This window comes from Clostridium pasteurianum BC1, assembly GCF_000389635.1.
GTDB classification, from domain to species: Bacteria; Bacillota; Clostridia; order Clostridiales; family Clostridiaceae; genus Clostridium_I; species Clostridium_I pasteurianum_A.
This window is the reverse complement of the sequence record NC_021182.1, coordinates 3,908,761-3,931,916: the sequence shown is the minus strand read 5'-3', so window position 1 is coordinate 3,931,916 and position 23,156 is coordinate 3,908,761. Positions and strand designations below refer to the sequence as shown.

Genomic DNA, 23,156 nt, shown 5'->3' with positions numbered 1-23,156 from the left:
ATCATGTTAAGAACGTTGACAGTCCTTGGCATGATTTTTGCTTATATATTAAAGTGAGAGGAAATGATAAAGGTGAAAAATAAAATTCAGTTAACAAGAGTTGATAATCGATTAGTTCATGGACAGATAGCGGTTATTTGGAGAGCTTATTTACGTGCCAATCTTATTTTAGTTCCAGATGATAATGTTATGAAAAATAAAATGCTGATGGAATTAATGAAGATGACAACACGAGCCTCAGGAGCAAATGTTATCTTCTGCTATGTAAAAGATATAAAACAGATAGTAGATAATGTAAATAATGAAAAGGTTTTTATTGTTTGTAGAACTCCACAAATTGCAAGGCAGCTTGTAGACAGTGAAATAAATATCGTAGAAATTAGTGTTGGCAACATGTATAATACCAACGGAAAAAGACTACTAGCATCTAATGTTTATGTGGATAATAACGATTTAAAAGATATTGAATATATAAAAGCAAAGGGAGTGGACATATATATTCAAGATATGCCTAATACAAAAAAAATAAAGTTATAGTATAAAATTCGCTTTTTATCTTTTTCTTAAATAAAATTTTTGGAGGGAAATATTATGAGTATACAATTAGCAAGAATCGATCAAAGACTTATCCACGGATTAGTGGTTACACAGTGGGCATCTGCAACTAAGGCAACAAGACTTATGGTTATTGATGATCAGGTTAGTAAAGATGAGGGAATGAAAGCAAGTATGAGACTTTCAAAACCTACTGGAGTGAGTATGTCTATTATTGACACTAATAAAGCAATTAATAATTTTAACAATCACAATTATGATATTCAAAGAGTATTTATCGTAGTAAAGGAACCGGAAACTTTGAAAAAATTAGTAGATGCAGGTGTTGAATTACCTAAAGTAAACGTTGGCATTATGTTTTTTTCAGAGGAAAAAGAAAAAATATCTAAATTTGTAGCTATCACAGAAGAAGAAAAAAAGGACTTACAATATATAATTGATAAAGGTGTACCAGTTAATCTTCAATATGTTCCAACTGATACAGAGCAAAATTTTGCTGATGTTTTAAATGCTAAAAAATAGATGATGAAATGAGGAGATAAAAATGACTATTGCAATTATACAAATGATTCTCATAATTTTGCTTGCATTTTTTATGACTATAGATCAGAACGGATTTGTTGTCATTACCTATTATCCTGTTATTATGGGATTTATTGTAGGACTAATTATGGGCGATATGAAAACTGCTATGATTGTTGCAGGAACTTTTCAATTGATGGCCTTGGGGGTTGCCTCCTTAGGAGGTTCCTCTGTACCTAACTATGGACTGGCAACAATTGTTGGAGCATATATAGCAATAAAAACAGGACAAGGGATTAAAGCAGGGTTAGCAATAGGACTGCCAGTTGGAATGCTTGGTATTCAACTGGATATAATTGTTAAGCTAGTTAACAATTTTATTGTTCATAAAGCTCAAACCTATGCTAACAACAGAGAATTTAAAAAGATGAAAAATATACTGTATTTAGGACCTGTTTTATTTGGATTGTCTACGGCAATTCCCACTGCCATCTGCGTTATCTTTGGATCTCAAGCAGTAAATTTTATACTTAACAGTGTGCCTAAATGGGTAACTAATGGGCTTTCTATTGCCGGGGGAATATTACCTGTTGTTGGTATTGCAATTCTTTTACATTATATGCCAGTAAAAAAATATTTAATGTATATATTGATTGGTTTTGCATTATCAGCATTTCTTAAGATGCCTATACTTGGAGTGGCAATTATAGGGTTTGGATTTGCTTATAATATGTTTACTAAAGCGGCTTCAGCCCCAGTAAGCAATACTGCAGTACAAGGAGATGATTACGATGAGTGAAGAAACAAATGGAAAATATGTAGTTACATCAAAAGATTTACACAAAACAGCAATACGCTATATGGGTATGGCTTGTAATGATTTTAACTATGAAACACAGCAGGGGCCAGCATTTGTTTATGCATTATCTCCACTTTTAAGAAAAATATATAAAGATGATGATGACTATGTTGATGTTTTAAATAATCATTTTAAATACTTTAATACTACAACTTGGATGGCAAATATTATTCTAGGTGCTGTTGTTGCCATGGAAGAAAAAGATGGTAAAGATGCCATAGACACGGTTCAGTCCTTTAAAACCAGTTTAATGGGACCTCTTGCAGGTATTGGTGATACATTGATTTGGGTACTGCTTCCAACTATTATGGGCTCAATTTCAGGATACATGGCTCTTCAGGGGAATCCAACTGGTGCCATCATGTGGTTGATACTTAATATTGCATTTCTGTTTGTACGTGTAAAATTATTTGATATTGGTTATAAATCTGGACTTAAGTTAATTACTTCCTTTGGTGATAAACTAAATATTCTTACAGAGGCAGCGTCGATTCTTGGTCTGGCTGTTGTAGGTTCGCTTATTCCAAGTGTTATTAAAATGAATGTTGCTTATGTTTATACGGTGGGTAAAGTAAGCTTATCTATACAAAAAGATGTTCTTGATAAAATCATGCCTGCTTTACTTCCAGCAGTATTAACAATTGTTGTTTATAAACTTCTTGACTGGAAAAAGATGACCACAACTAGAATAATTATTCTTGTAATTGTTTTCTCAATGTTGTGTGCTTTACTTAATATATTATCAGCATAAGTTTTAGAAAATATTTGGGTGCTATTGTATTCGTGCTGTATCTTAGGAGATATGGTTTGTCAGCTGGAAAATAACTTTAGAAATGGAGTTTATCATGGGGAGTTTTTTAAATAATACTATAGGATTCTGGCAATGGTTTGAAAAACATTGGCAAAATATAAGTGGTTATGACAAGGAAATTTATAATAAAAATGTTAAATTAATTGGGGAAAAATTAAATAAATTATTTGGTAATATCTATTTTGTTATTGAAACAAGTAAGGATAAAAATCAATTAATACTGGATGCATTAGGGGATATAAACAGGAACTATTTAAAGAAATGTTTTAAAGAAAATATGCCAGAGAAGCTTCGGGATAAATGGGATATACCAGTTGACTTCCCTCATCAGGAAGATAATTTATTGGCACTTGAAAATGACAGTATAAATGATTATGAAATAATCACAGCTTTAGATATGGATAAAAAAAAGCATCAATTCAATATACGTATATTTTGTGAAAGATTTTTAAAAATGTCCAGAGAAGATACTGAAGCAATTGCCATGATGATGGTTTACAGATCGCTTGGGGAATTATATATGAATTGTTATGCGGGTAATATTATTATTGAAAGAGATAAAAACAGTGACTTTTTTAACACGAGAAAATTTATTACTCTGCATGATTTATATAGTCATGTATCAGAGACTATAACAAGAAAAAAATGGGGAATGCCTGATTACAGCGGTGAAATATTTACACCCTATAATGAGATTAAGATAAATAAACAAAAGAAAAACAGGGGAGATATTGTAAGAGGGGTCACTTCACATATAAATTTATGTAATGAGTACTTTAGCAATAAAAAGGATAATTATGATTTTATGAAGTCCGTTGGCGCTGATTATATTTATATTTTCTATGAAAATGGAGACTCCTCAGCAGAAGAAATCAAACAAATACAAGAAAATTTACAGAATGTATTAATAAATAAAATGAATGAAGGAAAATATGGACAAATCATTGGCTATGGATATGGACAAAAATCTTATACTGACTTAGTTGTTTTTGATTTGGGTATGTTTAATAAAATATTTAAAGAAATATCAATAGATTTTCCTAAAAAGCTATTTTATTTCTTATTTAAGCAATAAAAGGATTCAGGAGGAAAGATTATGAGAAAAATTATTGTAGCATCCCATGATAAACTGGCAGATGGAATGGTTAAAACACTGAAATTTATAGGTGGAGAGAGAGATAATTTATTTCCTCTATCTGCTTATGGTGACAATAAACCAATTGATGATCAGATAAAGGAGATAATGGAGAATGTTAGTGAAAAGGATGAATTAGTTATTCTCACTGATATGGTAGGCGGAAGTGTAAATCAGAAATTCTTTAGTTTTAAAGAAAGACCAAACACACATATTATATCTGGAATGAACTTACCACTGGCTTTATCCATTGTGTTGCAGCCAGAAGAAGATTTACTGACTGCTGACCAGATAAAGTACTTAATTAAAGAGGGAAAAGATCAAGTTATATATGTCAATGATTATTCAGTTGAAGTCAGTGATGATGATGAATAAATTTTTACTATAAAAAAATATTAGGGAGGCGTTTATTTTGAGTGAACCTTGGTGGAAAAAAAGTGTTGTTTATCAAGTTTACCCACAGAGTTTTAAAGACAGTAATAATGATGGTGTAGGAGACATAAGAGGTATTATTGAAAAGCTGCCTTATATAAAAAGATTAGGAGCTGATGTTATCTGGTTAAATCCAATATATGAGTCTCCAAATGTTGATAATGGATATGACATATCTGATTACAGAGCAATTCAAAAACGTTATGGTACTATGGAAGATTTTGAAGAATTATTAGGTAAGGCACATGAACTTGGCATACGTATTATAATGGATCTGGTTGTTAACCATACGTCAGATCAGCATAAATGGTTTAAAGAGAGCTGTAAAGCAGAAAAAAATAAATATCGTGACTATTATATCTGGAAAGATGGTAAGAATGGTAAGGAACCTAACAATTGGGGATCATCCTTTGGAGGATCTACCTGGGAATATAAAGACAGTGTAGGAAAGTACTATTTGCATCTATTTGCCAAAGAACAGCCAGATTTAAATTGGGAAAATGAAGAAGTAAGAAATGAAGTCTATGATGTCATGCGTTTTTGGCTTGACAAGGGTATTGATGGATTTAGAATGGATGTAATCAACCTGATATCTAAAAGACAGGAATTTAAGGACGGTACAGAGATTAGAGATAATTCCTTTGCCTCTTACTATGAAGGTGCTTCAAATGGTCCAAGAGTTCATGAATTTTTACATGAAATGAATGAAAAAGTTTTATCCAAATATAATTTGATTACTGTAGGTGAAACTCCAAATACTACTACTGAGGATGCCATTAAATATTCCGCTGCCAGCAGAGAAGAGCTTAATATGGTTTTCCAATTTGAACATATGCATGTGGATTATGATGAAAATAGAAAATGGAACATTATGAGACCCAAATTATCTGATTTAAAAAAGGTTCTTTCAAAATGGCAGGAAAGATTAGCAGAGGAAGGCTGGAACAGCTTATACTGGAATAATCACGATCAGGCCAGAGTGGTTTCTCGTTTTGGTGATGATGGTAAATACCGCATAGAATCAGCAAAAATGCTTGGAACCTTACTTCATATGATGCAAGGTACTCCCTATGTTTATCAAGGTGAAGAACTTGCAATGACTAATGTTCACTTTGATTCCATAGAAGATTATAAGGATATTGAAATACTTAACCGTTATCATGAACTTGTTGACCTTAAGGGAAAAGATCCTTCTTATGCTTTAAGTGTAATCCATGCTAAAGGTAGAGATAATGCCAGAACTCCAATGCAGTGGGATAATTCAGAAAATGCAGGATTTTCTCATTCAGAACCATGGATAAAAGTTAATCCGAATTATGTTGATATCAATGCTCAAAAACAAATTGATGATGAAAATTCTGTTTTCAATTATTATCGTAAACTAATTCAATTAAGGAAAGATTACGATATTATAACAAGTGGAAGATATGAATTAATACTAAAAGATGATTCTGACATTTTTGCATATCTTAGAAAAGGAGAAAATGAAACTTTATTGACAATTTGTAATTTTACCAATAGAGAAACTATTTTTAGATTACCTGAAAATATTAAATATAATTCTTATGAATTATTAATTGGTAATTATGAAAATAATAATGGCATTGATGCTGATATTAAATTAAAGCCTTATGAGGCTAGAGTTTATTTATTAAAATAAATTTTCAGTAAGCATCAGATGGAACGAGAGCTCCACTGATGCTTAGAACTATACTTATAAGTAAAAATTATTGATAATATAAATTTATATTTATTATTAAAAATTTTTAAAACAGAAAATCAAGTAATATCAATGTTTTACTAAATTACTTGCTCAATTAAATATACAAATATTTATAATCAGATGGAGTGAATAATCAATGTCAAAAGAATATGTTATAGGAATTGATTTAGGGGGAACTAAAATCAGCGGAGCCTTATCAGATGTAGATGGAAATGTATTAAGTCAACATACAATTTCTACTAATGCTTTTGAAGGTGAAGAAGTTGTGCTTGGAAGAGTGATTTGTGTTATTGAAAAAATATTAAACGATGGAGATAAAGTGCCAGAGGATATTAAAGCTATTGGAATAGGTTCTCCAGGACCACTGGATGCTGAAAAGGGAATAATAATAACCACGCCAAATTTGCCTTTTAAGAATTTTAAATTAGTAGCTCCAATAAAAGATAAATTTGCTGTTCCTACTTATCTTGATAATGATGCAAACGTTGGTGCTATTGGAGAATTTATATTTGGAGCAGGACAGGGTACAAAGAACATGATTTTTGTTACAGTAAGTACTGGAATTGGCGGGGGTGCCATTTTAAATGGACAAATATATAGAGGAAATACATGTAATGCTCTAGAAATTGGACATATGACTCTTGAAAAAAATGGACCAAGATGTAATTGTGGAAATTATGGCTGTGCAGAAGCACTTGCATCAGGAACTGCTATAGGTAAAAGAGGAAAAGAAGCAGTGCTAAAGGACGAGCCTACTTCCTTAAAAAATTATGATGATGTAACCTCCTATGAAGTTTTTTTAGAGGCAAAAAAAGGAGACAAGGTTGCCGGGGAAATATTGGACAAAAGTCTTAATTATTTAGGAATATGTGTAGCAAATCTTATTGTTACATTTGATCCTGAAATGGTTGTCATTGGTGGAGGAGTTTCAAAGGGTGGAGATATTGTATTTGAAAAGGTTAAAGAAGTGGTAAATACAAGATGCTTTAAAGCTATGGCTGAATCCTGCAAGATTGTACCAGCTGGACTTGGGACAGATGCAGGAGTAATGGGTGCAGTGGCACTTGCTGTAATTGAAAGTAAATAAATATTTTCTATTGTGTTTAATGAATTCCATACAATAGGAATTGAGTCAAACTATAAGTCTAGATATAGCCTGTGTTAGCATTGAAAGAAAACATGCCCAATGAGATGATTTAGATAGAGTATTAGTGAATATAGAGACATTATACTGAGTTTAGAAATACGAAAGAAAAAGTTTCAAATTAAGATTGTAGATTATATAATTATATATTTTTATATTGACAATTTATAAAAATTGTATTATAGTATTTATAGAATAATACAGTGTGCTTTTATTTTGTGATTGAATGTAAACATATACACACTAATTTAAAATATTAAATTTATAAGTAAAGTAACCATTAAGATTATAAAATTTGCTATTTATAAAATAGCAATATATTTTTACTGATCATGAAACATGTTTCATGATTGGTAAAAATATATGATTAAAAATTAATTTCATTTTATATAAGGGGGCAGACAATTATGGCAATTAAAAATAAAATTATGCTTATTACTTACGCAGATAGTTTAGGTAAAAATTTAAAGGAACTAGAAAACGTTTTGACAACTTATTTTAAAAATGCAGTGGGGGGAGTTCATATATTACCATTTTTCCCATCATCAGCAGATAGAGGATTTGCACCAATGAACTACGAAAAAGTTGACTCGGCCTTTGGCGATTGGCAAGATATTGAGAAATTAAGTGAAAATTTTTATTTAATGTATGATTTTATGATAAATCACATATCAAGAAATTCTGAATACTTTAAAGATTTTCAGGAAAATAAAGACAAGTCACCTTACGCAGATTTCTTCATTAGATATAAGGATTTCTGGCCTAAGGGTGAACCTTCTCAGGAAGATGTAGACCTTATATATAAGAGAAAACCTAGAGCACCATACATTGATGTTAATTTTGAAGATGGAACCAGTGAAAAAATATGGTGTACCTTTGATAGTGAGCAAGTGGATTTAAATATAAAATCAGAAGTTACAAAAAAATTTATAAAAGATACCCTTACTAATATGGCAAAGAGAAATGCTTCATTAATCAGACTTGATGCTTTTGCCTATGCTACTAAAAAGGTTGGGACTAATTGTTTCTTTATAGAACCTGATACTTGGGAATTACTTGATGAAGTAAAAGAAATATTGGAGCCATTAAATGTAGATATATTACCAGAAATACATGAACATTACTCAATTCAAATGAAAATATCAGAAAAGGGTCACTGGATATATGATTTTGCACTCCCTATGATTATGCTGCATGCTCTATACAGTGGTGTAAATAAAAATCTTATAAAATGGCTTAAAATGTCTCCTAAAAAGCAGTTTACTACATTAGATACTCATGATGGTATTGGGGTAGTGGATGTAAAGGATTTATTGACTGATGAAGAAGTTGAAATCACAAGGGAATCACTATTTACTAAGGGAGCAAATGTAAAGAAAATCTATAATACAACTGCCTATAACAACCTTGATATATATCAAGTTAATTGTACCTATTATTCAGCACTTGGAAATAATGACGATGCCTATACTTTAGCAAGAGCTATTCAGTTCTTTGCACCAGGAATACCTCAGGTGTACTATGTAGGACTTATGGCTGGAGAAAATGATATAAAATTACTTGAAGAAACAAAGGTTGGAAGAAACATAAATCGTCATTACTACAGCAAAGAAGAAGTTGAAGAAAATATGAAAAGACCTGTTATGAAGAGATTACTAAAGCTTATGGAGTTTAGAAATTCTTATGCAGCTTTTAATGGTGATTACTTCATATCTGATATAAATGAGGCAGAAGTTATAGAAATAACTTGGGAAAAAGATGAATTTAAGACTACTTTAAAAGCTAATCTTAAAACTCATAAATTTACAATAGGTTATTTTGATGTGGAAACTAAAGAGTTTAAAGAATTGGCAGAAGTTTAATACATTAGGCCTATCTTAAAAGCATCTATATTACAGCGAATATAGTTAATTTTCACCGAGCAAGTATTCATTAATGAATTCTTAATATATAATAGATAGTAATAAATTTATGGATTACTTGATGAAATATAGTACTAACTCAAATTTAAAGATAATGGATGGGCAATAAAAATTTTTAGTTATAATATAATTTGAAAAGAGGAATCTTTATGAAAAAAAGAATGATATATTGGAATCTCAGCTTATATTTTCTCTTATTTTTCTTTGCCTATGCATCCTGTTTTTCATTCTTTGCTATTTGGCTTGGGGAAAAAATGAATTTAAGTGGAGCACAAACAGGTATTATATTTTCTGTAAACGCTATCTTTGCTATGATCTTTCAACCTATATACGGATACATTTCTGATCGTATTGGTCTAAAAAAATATGTTTTATATTTTATTACTATATTACTTGCATTAGCTGGACCATTCTACATTTATGTATATGGGCCGCTTTTAAAAATGAACTTCATAATTGGTGCTATAGTTGGAGGCTTTTATTTAGGATTAACTTTTATAGCTGGTTGTGCCAGTGTTGAGTCATATATTGAAAAGGCTGGCAGAAAATATGATTTTGAATTTGGACGTGCACGTATGTGGGGTTCAATTGGATCAGCAAGTGCTGCATTTGTATCCGGTAGAGTATTCAATATTAGTCCTAATATAAACTTCTGGATGGCAACGGTTTCTGCTATGATATTACTTATTCTCGTTGTTTTTATGAAAGTTGATGTAAGTAGTGTAGAAGTTAAACGTGCTGAATCAGTAAGCTTTAATGATGTTAAACAGCTTTTCAAATTAAAAGACTTTTGGTTTTTTATGATTTACATGATAGGAGCTGTGTGCGTATATATGGTATATGATCAACAATTCCCAATATATTATGCTTCATTGTTTCCAACAAAAGCTTTGGGAAACCAAGTGTTTGGAGATTTGAATTCACTTCAGGTTTTCTTAGAAGCTGGCATGATGTTTTTAGCTCCATTTCTTGTAAATAAAATAGGAGCTAAGAGAGGACTAATTTTAGCGGGAATAATAATGACCTGTCGTATGGTTGGTTCAGGAATTGTCAGTGATCCTTATAGTATTTCATTTATTAAATTGGTTCATTCTTTTGAATATGCTACACTATTGGTATCAATATTTAAATATTTAGCAGATAATTTCGATACTCGCTTATCTTCTGTACTCTATTTGGTTGGTTTTCAATTTGCTACTCAAATTGGTACAACAATTTTGTCACCAATTGTTGGCAAAATGTATGATAGAGTTGGCTTTAGAGAAACTTATCTATTTATGGGAGGACTAGTTCTTGTATTTACTATTTTTGCAGCTTTTACTTTATTAAACAAAAAGAAGGGCAGAGTCGCAGTGGATAAAGGTGAGACGGAGATTGTGTTAGAAGAATTAAGCCGTGCAAATTAACTAATATAATTGATATTATGATAATATCAATAAGAGCTAGAATGCTATTAATATAAAATCAAATTATAGATGATACGGTTGAGAGAGTTATTAAATAAGTTTTATGTTAGTCATTATAGAATTAAGTTTCGTAAATTACTAAATTTTTATAATATTTAGGAGGAAATTATGTTAAAGAAAAGATGGTGGGATAAAAGTGTAATCTATCAAGTATATCCTAAAAGTTTCTATGATTCAAATAATGATGGAATAGGTGATATAAAAGGAATTGTTGATAAACTTGATTATTTAAAAGATTTAGGTATAGGTATAATTTGGCTAAGTCCTGTATATAAAAGTCCTATGGATGATAATGGTTATGATATTATGGATTATTATGATATAGATAAGCAATTTGGATCTATGGAAGATATGGGCAACTTAATAAAAGAAGGCAATAAACGCAATATTAAAATAATGATGGATTTAGTTATAAATCATACCTCTGATGAGCATAATTGGTTTATAGAGTCAAGGAGCAGCAAAAGCAATCCAAAAAGAGATTTTTATATATGGAAAGATCCAAAACCGGATGGCAGCGCGCCTAACAATTGGAAGTCTATATTTGGTGGATTCGCCTGGGAATATGATGATAATACTAAACAGTATTATCTACATGTATTTTCAAAAAAACAGCCGGATTTGAATTGGGAAAATGAAGAAGTGAGAATGAAATTATATGATATGGTAAACTATTGGTTGGATAAAGGCTTAGGCGGCTTTAGAGTAGATGCTATAACTTATATAAAAAAGGACAATACCTTTAAGAATTTAGAATCTACAAATAATGAAGAATTAGTTAATATTAATGGAGGATCTCTAAATCAAAAGGGAATAGAGGATTTTTTATCTGAATTAAAGAAAAATACATTTTCTAAATATGATATTGTTACAGTAGCAGAAGCGCCTGGTATACCAAGGGAAAAATTAAAAGACTACAGCGGGGCTAATGGTTTTTTTGATTTATTATTTGAATTTGAACATTCTGATTTAGATGTAGCTGAAGATGGAAAGTGGTACACACCTAAAAAATGGACTCTACAAGAATTTAAAGATGCCCTTTTTAAAAGTCAAGAAGTATATAATGATTTGGGATTTGGCGCACTGTTTTTGGAAAATCATGATCAACCTAGGTCTTTAAATAAATTTATTAAGGAATCAGATATAGGCCAAGCTAGTGCAAAGATGCTGGCTACAATTTATTTTTTATTAAAAGGGATACCATTTATCTATCAGGGTGAGGAAATAGGAATGACTAATGTTAAATATGAATCCATTGAAGATTATAATGATATTTCATCTATTGACCAATATAATAGTGCTATAAATGATGGCCTATCTAAAGAAGAAGCTTTAGAGGCTGTACACAGAAGAAGCAGAGATAATGGAAGATCTCCTATGCAGTGGGATGACAGTAAAAATTCTGGATTTACTGAAGTAGAGCCTTGGCTTAAGGTTAATAATAATTATGAAGAAATAAATGTAAAAAATAATCTGGAATCTGAAGATTCAATTTTAAATTATTATAAGAATTTAATTGATTTACGTAGAAATAGTGATTACTCAGATGTAATTGTATATGGAAAATATATAGAATTCATGGAAGATGATAAAAATATTTTTGCCTATATAAGAGAATATGAAAATAAGAAACTTTTAGTATTAGCTAATTTCTATGGAGAAAATATTAAAGTTAAATTAAATTGCAATGTAGATAAAGTATTAATTTCAAATTATGATTTAACTAGTATATCAAATGATGAAGTATACTTGAGGCCTTATGAAGCTGTAGTCTTTGGTGTTTTATAAAACTTTAAAATAGTTGTATTAGAAATCAATAGTTGATTTTGGGTTGATTATAAAGAAGCTGTGTCACAATGCATAGATATGCATTGTGACACAGCTTCTTAGTCTATATTAAACATAATTATTAAAATCTGATTTTTAATAAACAAATGAGGTTATTTTCAAATTTGGTGCATATATTCCTCTTGGGATAGATTATTTTTACAAATAAATTTTTATTTGTAAATTTTAGTTTTTGTCTTTTAATTTAAAATATATAAAAATATTCTTTTTAATAATAACCTACAAATTATATTTTGTTTTTGATATCATATGTATCGTAGTATAATAAATAAGAAAATACTTTTTATATGGAAGGAATTGATAATGTGGCGAGTATAAGAGATGTGGCAAAAAAGGCAAAAGTAGCAGCTTGTACTGTGTCTAGAGTTTTGAATAATAGCGGATATGTAGCCCCAGAAACCAGAGAGAAAATTGAAAAGGTAATCAAAGAGTTAAATTATATACCTAATGAACTAGCCCGTGGCATGTTTCGTCAAAAAGCGGGAAGTATTGCTATGTTGATTCCAAATATTGTGCATCCTTTTTTTTCTACATTGGCTAGCTATATAGAGAAAGAGCTATATAATAGAGGATATAAACTTATGTTGTGCAGTACAGATGCTGATATTAATAAGGAAAGAGATTATATGGAAACATTGAAATCTAATATAGTAGATGGAGTAATATCTGGTGTCAGTAATCTTCAATTAAAGGAATATAAAAATTTTAATAAGCCTCTTGTTATGCTAGATTATGTTGTCAATTCAAAAATTCCAGTGGTTGCATCTAATCATAAATTAGGAGGTGAGTTAGCTGCAAAAAAGTTTATTGATAGTGGCTGCAAGAATGTAATTCATATATGTGACGATAAAACCACAAAGGTATTATCATATCAATGTCACATTGCATTAGAAAACATGTTAAAAGTTCATAATATAAAATCAAAGGCCATTGAAATAAAGTGGAACGACTTTGATTTTGAAGGCTATTTGAATCTGGCAAAAAAAGTATTAATAGAAAGACCAGACACAGATGGAATTTTTGCGGCAGATATGCCAGCGGCAGCATTTTTAAAAGCAGCTATAAAGCTTGGTAAACAAATTCCAAAGGATCTTTGTGTGGTAGCTTATGATGGCACATACACTACTAACAGCAATATTTTGAATATAACTACTGTAGTGCAGCAAGTACAATTAATAGCTAATAAGTCAGTAGAGAATATAATATCATTAATAGAAAAAGACAATATAATTGAACCTTACACTGAAATTGATGTGTATTTAAGGGAGGGAGAAACAAGTTTTTAATCTGTAAAAGTTATAGCGATAATTGGTATTATGGCATATGTTTTAAAATTTAGCTAATATTTTAATTTTTTATATTGACAATATGTATAAAATATATTAGTATAATCATATGAAACATGTTCCATAAATTTTGTTTTACTATGAAATGTAAACATATACAATAAAGCGTGTGTAGGTTAAAAATTACTTGTACCTAGATTTATTCAATAAATACAAATATAAATTATATTCTATAGGCAATGTGAATACACTATGTAAACCTATACATAAATTTAAATCCTTAAGTTAAATAAATCTAATTATGAAATCTTAAAAATTGCTATTTTTCTAAATAGCAAATATATTTTACTATATATGAAACATGTTTCATATAATATTTTTTAAGGGGATGTTTAAAATGTTAAAAAGGGTAAAGCTGGGAGTAATATTTATAATTGTATCAGTACTAATGGCGGGACTAGTAGGCTGTAGTAGTTCAACAAAATCATCAAATCATAGTTATGATATCTACATTTTTAATGGTAAAAGTGAAAATGCTGATGCATTTCAAAAGCTTGCTCAAGTATACGAAAAGGAAAAGGGTGTTAAGGTTAAAGTATTTTCCTTGGGGACAACAGAGGCAACAGACACTTTGAGATCTGCAATGAATTCAAGTGAAAAACCATCAATTTTTTCTGTAGGTGCAGGAAGCGTAGAGGAATGGAAAGATAGTGGATATGCCATGGATCTTAAGGATGCATCAACTCCAGAATTAAAGAAATTAGCTGATAGCATACCAGAATCTATGAGATTGCAGACTAAAGAGGGTGAAAACTATGGTATCCCCTATGATGTTGAGGGCTATGGATTAATTGTTAACAAAAAAATGATAACAGATTTGTTTGGATTAACCGATACAACACAATTTATTGCAGATTTTAAAACAGCTACTTATGAAGAATTTAAAAATATGGTCATTGCTGTAAACGGTTATATTAAAGAAAATAAAACAGGTTCTGTAGTACTAAGTGGACATACTTATCAATTGGCAAAAAATAAAACAGAACTTACTTCAAAATTAAACGGTGTATTTTCAGTAGCAGGAGCAGAAAAATGGACTTATGGAGATCACTTTGGTAATTATCCATTAAATACAGTATTCAATAGCTTATCCGCAGCACAAAATGCCACAGATAGCCAGGTTCAGCAATTAAAAATCCCATTAGAAAAATCTGTTCAGGCACTAGATTTTGAAACAAGTTATCTGGCAGGACCCAAAGGCGCATTAACAAGAGGTGCAGATTTCATTAATTCAACAACTACAGGATATGATCAGGCAGTACAGACTTTTGCTGATGGTAAGGCGTTATTTATTAAGCAAGGTAACTGGGTATATAACAACGTTAAAAAAGTAAATACAGATATTACATCTTCTTTAACTATGCTTCCAATGAAGCTTCCATTCACAGACGACGATATTAAAGTAAAAGGATTAACTGCTGAAAAATTTAATGAATCAATACCAGAATTTGTTCCAAATTACTATGTAATTAATAAAAAAGTAAGCAAGGATGAGCAGAAAAAGGCAGAGGATTTTTTAGTATGGCTTAATACTTCTGAAACGGGTAAGAAATTTATTACAGATGAATTTGCCTTTGTACCCTTTAATGCTACAAGTGATACTAAATTAGAAAATCCATTGAGTAACGATTTAATTACTTATAAACGAGCAGGAAATATATTGTCTAATCCATTTAATGGAGCACCAAATTCATGGGGGCAGGAGGCTTATGGGAAAATACTACAGGAACAATATTTCACAAAGCAAAACTGGACTGAAGCAGATTATGCAAAAGTAGCAGATTATTCTATACAGAAGTGGAAGGAATTAAAATCTAATTAAAATCTTATGACAATAGAACTTAAAAACAGAATAGGAATATTATATTTCTATTCTGTAATATTAAAATAAATTATTATTTTGAAAGGGGAATATAAATGGAACAATTATATAAGAAGTGGTTTAAAATATTTTCACTACCAGCTATTATATTATTTGCAATTGTTATTTTAATACCTTTTGTTATAGGCGTTATATATTCTTTTACCAGTTGGCGTGGAACATATTTTGTTGGTGGTGAACACTGGTGGCAGGCTTTAGTTGGAATTGATAATTATGTAAAAATATTTCAATTAGATAAATTTAGGTCAGCATTTTTATATACAATTAAATTTACTGTTATTGCAGTAATTGTTGTCAATGTAGTTTCACTACTTCTTTCTATGCTGCTAGTTAAAATAGAAAAAGGTGCAAGTATATTCAGAGCTATTTTTTATATGCCAAATTTGTTAGGCGGATTGGCATTAGGATTTATTTGGCAGTTTATATTTCAGATTGTTTACTCAAAGGTTTTCTTTGGTGGAAATAGTATTATCCATATACCATTTTTAACTAATATGACGCAAGATCCTACAAAGGCAATGTTTGCATTAGTAATAATGGTTACATGGCAAATGGCTGGATATATGATGATGATTTACGTAAATGGATTAAATAATATATCTAAAGATTTATATGAGGCTGCAAGTATTGATGGAGCAAGTCCATCTCAAAAGTTCAGAAATATTACAATACCAATGCTTATGCCTTCTTTCACAATTGTATTTTTTCTAACTCTCTCAAATTGCTTTAGACTATTGGATCAAAATTTAGCATTAACAAATGGCGACTTTGGTACAAGAATGTTGGCATTGCAGATTCTACAGACTACTAAGGATACTAATCCACCAAATTATGGTTTTGCTCAGGCACAGGCTGTTATATTTTTCATATTAATTGCAGTAGTTGCTTTAATACAAGTATCTGTAATGAAAAAGAAGGAGGTTGAAGCTTGATGAAATCTATAAAAACAATGGAAGGTAAAAGAAAAATTAAAAATTATATGATTTATATAGTTTTAATTTTAGGAGCTGCATACACACTTTTCCCATTGCTATTTTTACTTATTAATTCATTTAAAGGGCAGTCTCAAATTGTAAATTCACCTCTTTCATTACCTAAAAGCTGGGATTTAACTTATATGAAAAATGCATTTGAACAAATTCATTTGCTGCGTAGTTTGGGTTATACAATATTAATTACAGTATTATCAGTAGCTTTAATAGTAATTGTATCATCATTTACTGCTTGGATAATGGTTAGAAGTAAATCCAAATTAAGTAATATTTTATTTTTAATTTTTACAGCAGCAATGTTAATACCTTTTCAATCCTTGATGTATCCATTGATTAGTTTTATGGATGCCTTACATTTGAAAAATATAGGCGGCTTAATTATAATGTATGGTGGTTTTGGATTAAGTCTCTCTGTGTTTCTCTATCATGGCTTTTTAAAAAGTGTACCTGTATCTTTAGAGGAAGCGGCAATAATTGATGGAGCTAATATATTTCAGGTGTTTTTTAAAATTATATTCCCTTTGGTAAGGCCAACAACTATAACTGTAATCATATTAAATACCGTGTGGATATGGAATGATTACTTGCTACCATTTTTAGTACTTGGAAATTCAGAGGAAAAGACATTAACTTTATCATTATATTATGCTAAAAATCTTGCAGGACAATACGGCAATCCATGGGAATTGGTTTTCCCGTCAGTATTGATTGTTATTATACCAATAGTTATTCTGTTTTTGTTCTTACAAAAATATATTATGGCTGGGGCTACAAATGGGGCAGAAAAGGGTTAAAAAAATTAATAATTTTATCTGTGAATATTTAATACTTCGAAAAGTTAAAAGGGTATAAATGGGACAATTGTTCTATTTACGCCCTTTTATTATATGAAATAAATTCAATCTCATATATAAAATAAAAAATTAAAACAGCAATATTTGAGAATAAGTGAGCAATTCCTAGGTAGTAATTAAAATATTAATAGTATAAAATTATAAATATAAGTTTGATATAAATATAAACTATAACTAAGTAAAATTCATTGATTAATAGCATATATCTGCTAAATTGGGGTGAGAAAATGTTTGGTAAAATAATAGGATTTGAACAAGTAGACAATAAGATTCATATTGGGTTTGAAGAACAAAATGTTATTGTGGAGATAATTTCAGCTTCTATAATAAATTTCTTTTCTCCACTAAAGAGGGAACAGAGATTATCTAAAGCAGTAGAAGATCTAAAAGTTCAGAAATGCAGTTTCTCAGTAGATAGTAAAGAAGATAAAATAATTATTGCTACAGATAAGTTAAACGTAAACATATTTGATGATTTTAAGGTGGATATTTATGATGATAGCTGGAATATACTTTGTGAAGATTATAGAGGAGACAGAAAACCTTTTGTAAGAAGAGGTGTTGATGGCGGATGGGCTGTAGCAGCAGAAGAAGGCCATGAACTTAAAGATGGCGATAATAAATTAAGGGTACAAGTACTGAAAAAGATGGAAGAGGATATGTATTTTTATGGCTTTGGTGAAAAAACAGGACATTTAAATAAAAAGGGATATCATTATAAAATGTGGAATACAGATGATCCTAAACCACATGTGGAAAGCTTTGAAGCATTATATAAATCTATACCTTTCTTTATTGGGCTAAAAGAAAAACAGGCTTTCGGTATTTTTTTTGACAATACTTTTGAGTCACATTTTGATATTGGAAAAGAAAATAGCGATTATTACTATTTTGGAGCTGTAGATGGAAATTTAGATTATTATTTTATATATGGTCCGTCCATGAAAGAAGTAGTAAATAGATATACTGATTTGACGGGAAGAACACCACTGCCTCAGCTTTGGACACTTGGATATCAGCAGTGCAGATGGGCTTATGTACCGGAACAAAGGCTTATGGAAATTGCAAAGGAGTTTAGAAACAGAGATATTCCTTGTGATGCACTATATTTAGATATTGATTATATGGATGGATATAGAGTATTTACATGGGATAAGAACAAATTTCCAAATCCTAAGGAAATGTTATCTGAATTAAAGCAGAATGGATTTAAAGTTGTAACAATTATAGACCCTGGTGTTAAAAAAGATAAGGGCTATGAGATTTATGATAAAGGCATTAAAAATGGGTATTTTGCTGCAGATAAAGATAATATTCCCTATGTAAATAAAGTATGGCCAGGAGATGCTCTTTATCCTGATTTTCCAAATGAAAAAGTGAGAAATTGGTGGGCAGAAAATCAAAAGATCATGATGGATTATGGAGTTTCTGGTATATGGAATGATATGAATGAGCCTGCAAGCTTTAATGGACCCCTTCCTGATGATGTGGTGTTTAATAATGATGGAATTATTACAGACCATAGAGAAATGCACAATGTTTTCGGCCATTATATGTCAAAGGCAACCTATGAGGGAATTAAGAAATATACTAATAAAAGACCTTTTGTAATAACCAGGGCATGCTACGCAGGAACACAAAAATATTCTACAGTATGGACTGGAGATAATCAAAGTCTTTGGGAGCATTTGCGTATGTCTCTTCCAATGCTTATGAATCTGGGACTAAGTGGAATAACTTTTTGTGGTACGGATGTAGGTGGATTTGGCTTTGATTGTACTGCAGAGCTTCTATCAAGATGGGTACAGGTTGGATGCTTTACTCCATTATTTAGAAATCATTCCTCTATTATGACCAGAGATCAGGAACCTTGGGCTTTTGATAAGCAAACAGAAGATATTAATAGAAAATATATTAAACTTAGATATAAGTTGATTCCTTATCTTTATGATACTCTATGGAAGCAAAAAAGCAGCGGACTACCTCTAATTAGACCCTTAATGCTTCACTATCAAGAAGATGAAAATACTTATGAAATAAATGATGAATTCCTGTGTGGTGAAAATATTCTTGTAGCTCCAGTTATAGAGCAGGGAAAGACTGCCAGAATGGTATATTTACCAAAGGGAAGCAATTGGGTGGATTATTGGACAAAGGAAGTTTTTCAAGGTGGAAAATATATTGTTAAGGAAGCCCCTTTAGATTTATGTCCTGTATATATAAAGCAGGGAACAATTATACCCAATTATCCAGTACAGAATTATATAGGAGAAAAGAAAATAGAAGAACTTACTTTAGATATATATCCAGCAGCTGATGATACAGAAATTAAGTATGTACATTATCAGGACGATGGAGAAAGCTTTGAATATAGAAAGGGAGTTTACAATCTATATGAGTTTTTAATAAAAGGCAGTGATGATTTAAAAGGCATAGCAATTAGAATAAACAAGACTTATAGAGCCTATAGAGATAGCTATCATAGCTTTAAGTTTAAAATAAATAATATTAAGCCTGCAGAGATTTTGGCAGATGGGAAGGCAATTGAATTTAAAATAGTTGAAGGAGCCATAGAGTTTTTAGTGGAGAGTGAAACAGAAATTTATATTAAATAAGTATATATTTTTTTGAAATAGTATAAGCTAAATTTAATAGATAAATTATAGTTATACAAAATACTTCAAGGTTATAAATGGAATAATTATCCCATTTATAACCTTTTATTAATATAAAAACTATTATGTGTAATTAAATGACTGTCTAAATTATCGGTATTTTCGATACTTAGAACTCGTTATCCAGGGACGTAGTCACTCTTTACTCCCACTTGAAGAAAAGCAGAGAACAAAAATCTTCGATTTTCTGTGAATCGCTTTCACAGAGTGCGATGGGAGTATTAGAGTGGATAGTCATCGGATAAATTGTTAAGGTTATATTTTGTTTACAAATGTTACCTGAATTTAACTTAAGAAAATATTTGAATATAGTAAAATGGAAGCAAGATGACATATTGGTTAATTATAGTAAAATCTATTATTTTTTTAAGCTATAAAAAGCTAATATATTACTAAAGTATTAATAATAGTATACAAAGTAAGGGGGATAAATAAAAAATGAAAACAAAATTTTTTAAAAAACACTTAATGCTTACAATGGTATTAGCAATGATATTAAGTGTTTTGAGTATTCAATCTTATGCTTTAGCGGACGTAAGTCAAACTTCCACCCAAATAACAATATTTCATACTAATGATATGCATGGACATTTATTAGATGCTTTTAACACGGCAAAGCCACCAGTACTTACTCAAATAGGTTCAGATTATACTGCTGCAATAAAAAAGAGTGTACCTAATTCTCTTCTTATTGATGCAGGTGACGCAACACAGGGAGTACCTTTTGCAACAATAAGTAAAGGTGCTGATATAATTAAACTTATGAATGCAGCAGGCTATGATGGTATGGTTCTTGGAAACCATGAATTCGATTATGGTAAAGATCAAGCACTTGCTAATGCAAAACTTGCGTCTTTTCCTGTTGTTTCTGCAAATACTATGCAAAACGGACAACCTTTTCTTGCTGGAGTAAATGGTAATAACGGAGAAGATTTTATTAAAACTGTTAATGGTATAAAAGTAGGATTCTTTGGTATTACCACACAGGAAACTGAATATAAGACAAATCCATCTAATCTTTCTGGAATAACCTTTGAAGATCCAATAGCAACTTCAAAATCTGAAGTAAGTAAACTTAAATCAGAGGGTGTTAAAGTAATTGTAGGAATAATGCATATTGGTAATGATCCATCAAGTGATCCAACCAGTGAAGATATCGCTAAAGCTGTTGATGGCATAAATGTAATAATAGATGGTCACAGCCACACTATTGAAAACAAATTAGTAAACAATGCACTTATTGCACAAACTGGATGTTATAATGCAAACCTTGGAAGGCTTGACATCTCTGTTACAAATGATGGTAAGGTTTCAGCTACAGAAAGTTTAATATCTGCGGCTTCTGCCACAACTAATTATACTCCAGACAGCAGTGTAAAAGATTTGGCAACACAGATAAATGCTTCACAAGCACCAATATTCGCACAAATAGTTGGACGTACAAATACATCCTTTTGGGCTGGAACTGTTAATGGTCAGTCTGTTGCAAGACTTGGAGAGACAAATTTAGGGGATTTAGTAGCAGATGCTATGGCCGATGGTGCTAAATCACAAGTAAAAGGTACAGAATTTGCTTCACTGCCTATTGTTGCATTGGAAAATGGCGGTGGTGTACGTGATTCTATTCCGGTAGGTGATATAAATCAAGGGCAGATTACAACTGTACTTCCCTTTGGTAATATACTTTCCCTTAAAGAAGTAACCCCTTCTTTATTATATCAAACTCTTGAAAATGGTGTTTCTAAAGTATCAGTACCCGATACTTCAACGGGAATTGTAACTGGTGCTGATGGGAGATTCCCTCAAATTTCAGGAATGAGATTTGAATACAATCCTCAAAATGCGGCTTCAAACAGAATAAGTAAAATTGTTTTACTAAATGCAGATGGTTCTGATAGACAAGTGCTTGATAAGAATGATACTAATACTAAGATTGTTTTAGCTTCAAATGACTACGAAGTAGGTGGCGGTGATGGCTACACAATGCTTGGAGGACTTAAAAATATAGGTGAGGGAAATGCTCTGGATGTTATAACTTCACAATATATAACAAAGCTTACATTACAAAATGGTGGTACCTTTTCATATCCCGCATATCAAGGCAGAATAAAAATTTCTTCTAATTTCATTTACAAGCCATATACAGCAGCAATTACAGTGAAAAATGGAGCAGATTTACTTTCAAATACAGCAGTAACCTATGCTATGGACAATGGTAACCCTGTACATACTACTACTGACGCTAATGGAATACTAACAATAGCAAATGTGCCTTCTGGTCCACATAATGTAAGCATTTTGTATAATAATTTAGCAGTTGATTCTTATATAAATGATATTATAGGATCAAATACAGCTGAAAAGGTAATTGCCTCTCTAGTTACAATAGATCCTGCAATTCCAAAGGAAACAAGTGACATGATTGCTGCATTACCTTCCAATATAACTCTCTCAAATAAAGATGCTGTAGCCAGTGCAAGAGCATCATATGATAGGTTAACCTTAGCTCAGAAATCTTTAGTAACTAATTATAGTAAACTAACCAGCGCAGAAGCTACTATTGCAGATCTTACAGAAATTATGAAGGACAAAACAGCAGCAGATGTAGTAACTGCAAAAATTAATGCTATCCCTTTAACTGTAACGGCTTCAGATAAAGATGCAGTAGCAGCAGCAAGAACAGCTTATGACGCATTAACTCCGGCTCAGAAAGCTTTGGTTATTAATTATAATACTCTAACATCAGCAGAAAATACACTAGTAAAGCTTTCAACATCGGAAAATAATCAGGAAGTTTCAAAGGATGCAGCTGATACAGAGTCAGTTACTGCTAATAAAGCTTCCACAGCACCAAAGATAGCAGTACTTCCAAAGACTGGATCTCCACTAGATACAACAGGCCTTGTAGGCTTTGGTTCATTACTTATGTTATCAGGTCTTGGAGTATTAAGCTATAAGAGAAAAGCTGAAAATTAATAATGATAAGGGGA

General features: G+C 30.9%; 17 protein-coding genes. All 17 read left to right on the top strand.

Annotated elements, in window-relative coordinates:
* Positions 1-63: 63 nt before the first annotated feature.
* The 17 genes from CLOPA_RS18405 to CLOPA_RS18325 all read left to right on the top strand — a co-directional run bounded on the left by CLOPA_RS18405 (position 64) and on the right by CLOPA_RS18325 (position 23,142).
* Positions 64-537, top strand: coding sequence for a PTS sugar transporter subunit IIB (locus CLOPA_RS18405; RefSeq protein WP_015616936.1), 474 nt, complete (start codon positions 64-66; stop codon positions 535-537).
* Between the two features lie 54 nt (positions 538-591).
* Positions 592-1,077 (top strand): PTS sugar transporter subunit IIB, encoded by a 486-nt coding sequence (locus CLOPA_RS18400; RefSeq protein ID WP_015616935.1) that lies wholly within the window; start codon positions 592-594, stop codon positions 1,075-1,077.
* A gap of 22 nt (positions 1,078-1,099) precedes the next feature.
* A complete protein-coding gene (locus CLOPA_RS18395; protein WP_015616934.1) occupies positions 1,100-1,876 on the top strand; it encodes a PTS mannose/fructose/sorbose/N-acetylgalactosamine transporter subunit IIC in 777 nt (258 codons plus the stop codon).
* Entirely contained in the window at positions 1,869-2,687 is an 819-nt protein-coding gene (locus tag CLOPA_RS18390; protein ID WP_015616933.1) for a PTS system mannose/fructose/sorbose family transporter subunit IID, read from the top strand. The genes CLOPA_RS18395 and CLOPA_RS18390 overlap by 8 nt, the downstream gene beginning before the upstream one ends.
* 94 nt (positions 2,688-2,781) lie before the next feature.
* Positions 2,782-3,822 (top strand): hypothetical protein, encoded by a 1,041-nt coding sequence (locus tag CLOPA_RS18385; protein WP_015616932.1) that lies wholly within the window; start codon positions 2,782-2,784, stop codon positions 3,820-3,822.
* A 21-nt stretch (positions 3,823-3,843) separates the two neighbouring features.
* Positions 3,844-4,257, top strand: a complete 414-nt coding sequence (locus CLOPA_RS18380) for a PTS sugar transporter subunit IIA (protein WP_015616931.1) — start codon at positions 3,844-3,846, stop codon at positions 4,255-4,257.
* A gap of 37 nt (positions 4,258-4,294) precedes the next feature.
* On the top strand, positions 4,295-5,974 hold the full coding sequence (locus CLOPA_RS18375; RefSeq protein ID WP_015616930.1) for a glycoside hydrolase family 13 protein: 1,680 nt from the start codon (positions 4,295-4,297) through the stop codon (positions 5,972-5,974).
* 199 nt (positions 5,975-6,173) lie between these two features.
* Positions 6,174-7,124, top strand: coding sequence for an ROK family protein (locus tag CLOPA_RS18370; RefSeq protein WP_015616929.1), 951 nt, complete (start codon positions 6,174-6,176; stop codon positions 7,122-7,124).
* Between the two features lie 464 nt (positions 7,125-7,588).
* Complete coding sequence (gene gtfA, locus CLOPA_RS18365) at positions 7,589-9,043, top strand: sucrose phosphorylase (RefSeq protein WP_015616928.1); 1,455 nt, start codon at positions 7,589-7,591, stop codon at positions 9,041-9,043.
* 209 nt (positions 9,044-9,252) lie between these two features.
* Positions 9,253-10,509: an MFS transporter gene (locus CLOPA_RS18360; protein WP_015616927.1), complete on the top strand. Its 1,257-nt coding sequence runs from the start codon at positions 9,253-9,255 to the stop codon at positions 10,507-10,509.
* 168 nt (positions 10,510-10,677) lie between these two features.
* Positions 10,678-12,357, top strand: coding sequence for a glycoside hydrolase family 13 protein (locus CLOPA_RS18355; RefSeq protein WP_015616926.1), 1,680 nt, complete (start codon positions 10,678-10,680; stop codon positions 12,355-12,357).
* Positions 12,358-12,704: 347 nt separating this feature from the next.
* Entirely contained in the window at positions 12,705-13,703 is a 999-nt protein-coding gene (locus CLOPA_RS18350) for a LacI family DNA-binding transcriptional regulator (RefSeq protein WP_015616925.1), read from the top strand.
* A gap of 397 nt (positions 13,704-14,100) precedes the next feature.
* On the top strand, positions 14,101-15,585 hold the full coding sequence (locus CLOPA_RS18345; RefSeq protein WP_015616924.1) for an ABC transporter substrate-binding protein: 1,485 nt from the start codon (positions 14,101-14,103) through the stop codon (positions 15,583-15,585).
* 95 nt (positions 15,586-15,680) lie between these two features.
* A complete protein-coding gene (locus CLOPA_RS18340; protein WP_015616923.1) occupies positions 15,681-16,577 on the top strand; it encodes a carbohydrate ABC transporter permease in 897 nt (298 codons plus the stop codon).
* Positions 16,577-17,431: a carbohydrate ABC transporter permease gene (locus tag CLOPA_RS18335; RefSeq protein WP_015616922.1), complete on the top strand. Its 855-nt coding sequence runs from the start codon at positions 16,577-16,579 to the stop codon at positions 17,429-17,431. Before CLOPA_RS18340 ends, CLOPA_RS18335 begins: the two co-directional genes overlap by 1 nt.
* Positions 17,432-17,718: 287 nt before the next feature.
* Positions 17,719-20,106 carry a glycoside hydrolase family 31 protein gene (locus tag CLOPA_RS18330; RefSeq protein ID WP_015616921.1) on the top strand — a complete coding sequence of 796 codons (2,388 nt, stop codon included), beginning with the start codon at positions 17,719-17,721 and terminating at the stop codon, positions 20,104-20,106.
* A gap of 498 nt (positions 20,107-20,604) precedes the next feature.
* Entirely contained in the window at positions 20,605-23,142 is a 2,538-nt protein-coding gene (locus tag CLOPA_RS18325; RefSeq protein ID WP_015616920.1) for a bifunctional metallophosphatase/5'-nucleotidase, read from the top strand.
* Positions 23,143-23,156: the final 14 nt, after the last annotated feature.

Excerpts from the sequence above, each read along its gene's own strand:
- CLOPA_RS18385 (WP_015616932.1), top strand. The coding sequence starts at position 2,782 with ATGGGGAGTTTTTTAAATAATACTATAGGATTCTGGCAATGGTTTGAA.
- CLOPA_RS18330 (WP_015616921.1), top strand. The coding sequence starts at position 17,719 with ATGTTTGGTAAAATAATAGGATTTGAACAAGTAGACAATAAGATTCAT.
- CLOPA_RS18325 (WP_015616920.1), top strand. The coding sequence starts at position 20,605 with ATGAAAACAAAATTTTTTAAAAAACACTTAATGCTTACAATGGTATTA.
- CLOPA_RS18405 (WP_015616936.1), top strand. The coding sequence starts at position 64 with ATGATAAAGGTGAAAAATAAAATTCAGTTAACAAGAGTTGATAATCGA.
- CLOPA_RS18390 (WP_015616933.1), top strand. The coding sequence starts at position 1,869 with ATGAGTGAAGAAACAAATGGAAAATATGTAGTTACATCAAAAGATTTA.
- CLOPA_RS18350 (WP_015616925.1), top strand. The coding sequence starts at position 12,705 with ATGGAAGGAATTGATAATGTGGCGAGTATAAGAGATGTGGCAAAAAAG.
- CLOPA_RS18380 (WP_015616931.1), top strand. The coding sequence starts at position 3,844 with ATGAGAAAAATTATTGTAGCATCCCATGATAAACTGGCAGATGGAATG.
- CLOPA_RS18355 (WP_015616926.1), top strand. The coding sequence starts at position 10,678 with ATGTTAAAGAAAAGATGGTGGGATAAAAGTGTAATCTATCAAGTATAT.
- CLOPA_RS18345 (WP_015616924.1), top strand. The coding sequence starts at position 14,101 with ATGTTAAAAAGGGTAAAGCTGGGAGTAATATTTATAATTGTATCAGTA.
- CLOPA_RS18400 (WP_015616935.1), top strand. The coding sequence starts at position 592 with ATGAGTATACAATTAGCAAGAATCGATCAAAGACTTATCCACGGATTA.
- CLOPA_RS18340 (WP_015616923.1), top strand. The coding sequence starts at position 15,681 with ATGGAACAATTATATAAGAAGTGGTTTAAAATATTTTCACTACCAGCT.
- gtfA (WP_015616928.1), top strand. The coding sequence starts at position 7,589 with ATGGCAATTAAAAATAAAATTATGCTTATTACTTACGCAGATAGTTTA.
- CLOPA_RS18335 (WP_015616922.1), top strand. The coding sequence starts at position 16,577 with ATGAAATCTATAAAAACAATGGAAGGTAAAAGAAAAATTAAAAATTAT.
- CLOPA_RS18370 (WP_015616929.1), top strand. The coding sequence starts at position 6,174 with ATGTCAAAAGAATATGTTATAGGAATTGATTTAGGGGGAACTAAAATC.
- CLOPA_RS18395 (WP_015616934.1), top strand. The coding sequence starts at position 1,100 with ATGACTATTGCAATTATACAAATGATTCTCATAATTTTGCTTGCATTT.
- CLOPA_RS18360 (WP_015616927.1), top strand. The coding sequence starts at position 9,253 with ATGAAAAAAAGAATGATATATTGGAATCTCAGCTTATATTTTCTCTTA.